3 protein-coding genes are annotated in these 3,289 nt (G+C 36.3%); all 3 read left to right on the top strand.

The window, feature by feature from the left end; genetic code table 11:
* A partial coding sequence (locus tag KGF70_RS16615; protein ID WP_216786512.1) for a helix-turn-helix domain-containing protein occupies positions 1–223 on the top strand: 223 nt, incomplete at its 5' end.
* A 99-nt stretch (positions 224–322) separates the two neighbouring features.
* Positions 323–2,359 carry a KUP/HAK/KT family potassium transporter gene (locus KGF70_RS16610; RefSeq protein WP_015639648.1) on the top strand — a complete coding sequence of 679 codons (2,037 nt, stop codon included), beginning with the start codon at positions 323–325 and terminating at the stop codon, positions 2,357–2,359.
* Between the two features lie 383 nt (positions 2,360–2,742).
* Positions 2,743–3,180 (top strand): MarR family winged helix-turn-helix transcriptional regulator, encoded by a 438-nt coding sequence (locus KGF70_RS16605; RefSeq protein ID WP_056986434.1) that lies wholly within the window; start codon positions 2,743–2,745, stop codon positions 3,178–3,180.
* Positions 3,181–3,289 lie beyond the last annotated feature (109 nt).

The following is a 3,289-nucleotide window of genomic DNA, read 5'->3' as shown; positions in this document are numbered from 1 at the left end:
GCAAGGGATTGCCTTAGCTAAGCAGCAGGGTAAATATCATGGGCGTAAACCCCAATACACCCAAGACGATCCCCGCTTGCAACATGCTTTTAAACTTTATCAGGCAGGCATGAGTGATGTCGATGTTGCCCGTAATACAGGAATTAAACGGACAACCTTTATAAGGTATCGAAAGAAATTTAATGTTAAGGTAGATTGTAAATTAAGAGCTTCTTTAAAGTGATTTCATTATGATGTATATGGCATAGTTGCTTTTCTTCGTGTTTAGGCTTACTATTTTGCAGTGCTATATTTCAATAATTAGCGTTGGAGGCAAGCAAATATGAATAAGCAACTAGAACGTGTTTCTTTTGCGGGGGCACTTGTTACTTTAGGAATTGTGTACGGTGATATTGGCACTTCACCATTGTATGTTATGAATGCATTGATTGGTGACGCCGGTAAAATGGGAAATATTTCTCCCAATTACGTGATTGGATCGATCTCGTTGATTTTTTGGACATTAATGATCATTACAACGTTGAAGTATGTTGTCATTGCAATGCAAGCCGATAATAAGCGTGAGGGCGGAATTTTTGCTTTATATGCATTGGTTCGAAAAAATTCAAAATGGTTAATTTGGCCAGCCTTGATTGGCGGGGCGGCCATTTTGGCCGATGGAACATTAACTCCTGCAGTAACTGTGACTTCAGCCATTGAGGGATTAAAAAAACAACACCTTGGCCCTGTGGTGTTTAGTAATTCTCAACATAACGTCTTGATTATCACAACAGTTGTTCTACTCGTATTATTTATGATTCAACATTTTGGAACAGGTATGATTGGGAAATCCTTTGGACCAGTGATGATTTTATGGTTTGGCTTTTTGGCTGTCTTTGGAATCGTTAATCTAATCAATTATCCAATGATATTGAAGGCTATTTCTCCTTATTATGCAATTAGGATACTATTCAGTCCAGTTAACAAAGTGGGAATCTTTATACTTGGAAGTATCTTTTTGGCAACCACAGGAGCAGAGGCTTTATATTCCGATATGGGTCACGTTGGCAAGCAGAATATTTATGTAACATGGCCACTAGTATATAGTACCCTATTTTTAAATTACTTAGGTCAAGGTGCTTGGATAATTAGACATGCAGGTGATACTGCTTACAGGAACTTATCGAACTTAAATCCTTTTTATGAAATGCTCCCCGGAACTTGGCGCCTAGTTGGCATTTTGCTAGCCACACTCGCTGCAATTATTGCCTCTCAAGCGTTGATTACGGGTTCTTACACTTTAGTCGATGAAGCAATTGGCTTAAAATTTTTACCTAGAATGGTTATTAGACATCCAAGTAATATAAAAAATCAAATTTATATTGCAACTGTTAACTGGATACTATGTATAATAACAATTAGTGTAGTCTGGTTCTTTGGTAGTTCACAAAAAATGGAGGCCGCGTATGGTTTAGCGATCACTATTACCATGCTTATGACTACTGTGCTTTTGCATGAATTCTTAAAGAAACACCTGGCTAAGGGAACAGCACTTATAATTGCCTTGTTTTTTGGTTTTATTGAGTTAATCTTTCTAATTTCAAGTTTGGTTAAGTTTATTCATGGCGGTTATGTTACGTTAACAATCATGTTGGGCATTCTTTATATTATGTGGCTTTGGTACTTTGGAAATAAACGAAGAGAACATTATGAGAAAGAAAGCGAGTATGTTTCACTTCTTGACTATCGTGATCAACTCTCTAAATTAAGCGCAGACAATACAGTACCTTTGTTCACGACTAACTTAGTGTATATGACTAAAATTAAGGGTGATTACCAAATTAAGCGTAGCACCATGTATTCTATTCTCGACAGACAACCTAAAAGAGCTAAAGTTTATTGGTTTGTTACAGTCAATGAAACCAATGCACCTTATGAAAGTAATTATACAGTTGATTTACTTGAGACGCATAATGTTGTTAACGTTCAACTTTACTTAGGGTTTAGGAAATCTCAATCCGTTAGTGTCTATTTACATCAAATTGTAAATCATCTAGTGGAACAAGGTATTTTAGAACCACAAATACCCACGTATTCAACAGAGCGACAACGGAAAGTCGGCGACTTTAAGTTTGTTATTATAAAGGAACAACCAGCAGATTTAATTGTCAATGATAAGTTAAGCTCGTTAGATAGAAGATTGATTGGCGGGCGCATCTATTTGCAGAAAATTACGGCCTCACCTATTTCATGGTATGGTTTGGAGTTTAGCAATGTCATAGAAGAAAGTTCTCCGTTATTTATTACTCAAGATCAGGATCAATACTTAATCCAAAAGAAAATTTATCATCGAGGCAGATTAAGTAAGACTGAAAAATGAGTATGCAGTAGTTTAAGTGCAACAACTAAGTTAGAAAAATTATATTTAGTTTTAGGTAGATTGTAAAATTAACCTTCAATGCATATTAATAATATTTCTAACGTTCATAATGAGTTTGAATCAATTTATTATAATAAGAATTATAAATAGTTTATCGACAGATTTTAGAGTTTCTATTAACCCGAGCCAATCAACGATGCTGCTAAACCGGTTCAGGCTGGTCAAACAGAGGCTACTAATTTTGTAGATCAATGGTTGCCTCGAACTGATGAAACTGACCAACGACATATGACACTGAGGGGCTTATTACTATTAGCCATGAGTAGTTTGTTATAACTCTTCGGAATGACTCAGCGGCAGTACAAAGAATAGGATGATATTATATGCTAAATCAGCAGCAAATTAAGAACCAGTTTGAGAGCTTAACAACCCTGCAAGCTATTCAGAATCAGGCATACCAGATGTTAGTGCAAGGACTGGCCAAAACTGAATTTTCAATGCGTGAGTGGGGAATATTAGTCTATCTTGAACAACATGGGCAAGCTACTGCTAGTGAATTAGCTGATGCATTCACGGTCACGCGCACACTAATTTCCAGGAATACTTGGCGATTGATTCAAGATAATTTAATTCAATCACAAGTGAATCCAAATGATCGACGAATTGTTTGGCTATCTTTGACTGTTAATGGCCAAGAAAGGGTCCAGGAAGGTGTTCGGCAAGTGCAAGCGAACTTAAAAGCTTTCAACCAGAGTCACGATCTGGAGAAGTTGACTAAACAAGTGGAAACTTTGTCACAACAACTTGCTAGGATAAATTAAAGTTTTTTCAAGATAAGTCAAGATGTACTAATGTAAATAAAGATCAGTCTGTTAAAATCTTTGGGTTTTGGCAGACCGGTCTTTTATTGAAATGAAGAAAATTTAAACA

This window comes from Lactiplantibacillus sp. 7.2.4 (assembly GCF_018991185.1).
Classification (GTDB): domain Bacteria; phylum Bacillota; class Bacilli; order Lactobacillales; family Lactobacillaceae; genus Lactiplantibacillus; species Lactiplantibacillus pentosus.
This window is presented reverse-complemented; position numbering and strand designations above follow the sequence as displayed.